Source organism: Arthrobacter sp. Y3225116, assembly GCF_059091245.1.
Genome location: NZ_JBNHGL010000372.1, coordinates 1 through 1,981 on the forward strand (window position 1 = coordinate 1; position 1,981 = coordinate 1,981).

Consider the following 1,981-nt stretch of genomic DNA (forward strand, 5'->3'; position numbering starts at 1 on the left):
TCACGGAGGGTCCCGGGCCGTGACGAGCCGCACATTCGGACCCGACGGGCGGGCGCGTTTGCCCGTGACGGCCCGCACTTTCCGCCCCGCCACCCCGCCGATCGGTCCCGGAACTGCCCGGATCAGTGCGACAAACCGGCCGACTGTACCGCCGTCCGGCGCGTTACGAGGCGGTTCGGCGATGTGTCAGGTGTGTTTCTTAGATCCCGCTTCTTGTGGTTTTCTGTGTGAGGGCCCGCAGCAACCTGAGTGCCCCCATACGTCAGCTAGTGAAGGGACGCACCCATGGATGCCCACCTGCTTGAAGTCCGCGACGAAGTCTTCCGCCGCAACCCAGGCGAAACGGAATTCCACCAGGCCGTCACCGAAGTCTTCGAAACCCTCGAGCCGCTGTCCGCCCGGCATCCCGAATATTCCGACGCCGCCATCCTGCAGCGCATCTGCGAGCCAGAACGCCAGATCATCTTCCGCGTGCCTTGGGTGGACGACGCCGGCAACGTCCAGATCAACCGCGGCTTCCGCGTCGAGTTCAACTCCGCGCTTGGCCCCTATAAGGGCGGCCTGCGCTTCCACCCCTCCGTCTACCTGGGCATCATCAAGTTCCTCGGCTTCGAGCAGATCTTCAAGAATGCCTTGACCGGCATGCCCATCGGCGGCGGCAAGGGCGGCTCCGACTTCGATCCGCGCGGCCGGTCCGACGGCGAGGTCATGCGCTTCTGCCAGTCCTTCATGACGGAGCTCTACCGCCACATCGGCGAATACACCGACGTTCCGGCCGGGGACATGGGCGTGGGCACCCGCGAAATCGGCTACCTCTTCGGCCAGTACAAGCGCATCACCAACCGCTACGAGTCCGGCGTCCTCACCGGCAAGGGCATCGGCTGGGGCGGCTCGCTGGTCCGCCCGGAAGCCACCGGGTACGGCGCGGTGCTGTTCGCGCAGGAAATGCTCAAGACCCGCGGGCAGAGCCTGGACGGGCAGCGCGTCGCCATCTCCGGCTCCGGCAACGTGGCCATCAACGCCGTCGAAAAGGCGCAGGAACTCGGCGCCACGGTCGTCACCGCCTCCGACTCCGGCGGCTACATCGTCGACGAGGCCGGCATCGACGTCGAACTGCTGCGCCAGATCAAGGAAGTCGAGCGGGGCCGCATTTCGGAGTACGCCGAGCGCCGCGGCTCGGCCGTGCACTACGTGGCCGACGGCAACATCTGGGACGTCAACTGCACCGTGGCGCTGCCGTGCGCCACCCAGAACGAGCTGGACGAGAAATCCGCCCGGCGCCTGGTGGAGTCCGGGCTGGTCGCCGTCGCCGAGGGCGCCAACATGCCCTGCACGAGCGAAGCGGCCTCCATCTTCCAGGACGCGGGCCTGCTGTTCGGCCCGGGCAAGGCCGCCAATGCCGGCGGCGTGGCCACCTCTGCCCTGGAGATGCAGCAGAACGCCAGCCGCGACGCCTGGACCTTCGAGTACACGGAGCAGCGCCTGGCTGACATCATGGTCGGCATCCACGACCGCTGCGCCGAGACCGCCGAGGAATACGGCATGCCCGGCAACTACGTGGCGGGCGCGAACATCTCCGGCTTCAAGAAGGTAGCCGACGCCATGCTCGCCCTGGGCCTCATCTAAGGCAGCCAGCACAGTCCGCAACACTGATGACGACGACGGTGCCCGCCACGGCGGGCACCGTTTCGTTGTGGTGCACGGGTCATTTCGCGGGTCCGGACAGGCCTGACGGACGTTGCGGCACGGCCTCCGCGGCGGCGGGACGCCCCGAGTAAGCTCACCCCATGGTGCAAAGACTCATCGGGCTGGACATCGGCGGCAGCAAGACACACGGCATCCGGCTGGACGACGGCTTGCCGGTCGCCGAAGCCACGGCGGGCAGCGCCAACGTGCAGAACGCCAGCCCCGCCCAGGCCGCCGCGGCCCTGGCCGAGGTCTTCGGCCGGCTCGGCGCGCCCGGAATCACGGCGGTCTATGC

Annotated in this window: 1 protein-coding gene and 1 pseudogene; both read left to right on the top strand. The window is 67.9% G+C overall.

Translation table 11 applies throughout. The features are described 5' to 3' along the window. Nucleotides 1–285 precede the first annotated feature (285 nt). Nucleotides 286–1,626 carry an NADP-specific glutamate dehydrogenase gene (gene gdhA / locus AC5RV2_RS17475; protein WP_494064869.1) on the top strand — a complete coding sequence of 447 codons (1,341 nt, stop codon included), beginning with the start codon at nt 286–288 and terminating at the stop codon, nt 1,624–1,626. 161 nt (nt 1,627–1,787) lie between these two features. Next, a pseudogene (locus AC5RV2_RS17480) lies at nt 1,788–1,981 on the top strand (ATPase); the annotation flags it as partial.

Coding starts and splice junctions, on each gene's coding strand:
- gdhA (WP_494064869.1), top strand. CDS start 286: ATGGATGCCCACCTGCTTGAAGTCCGCGACGAAGTCTTCCGCCGCAAC.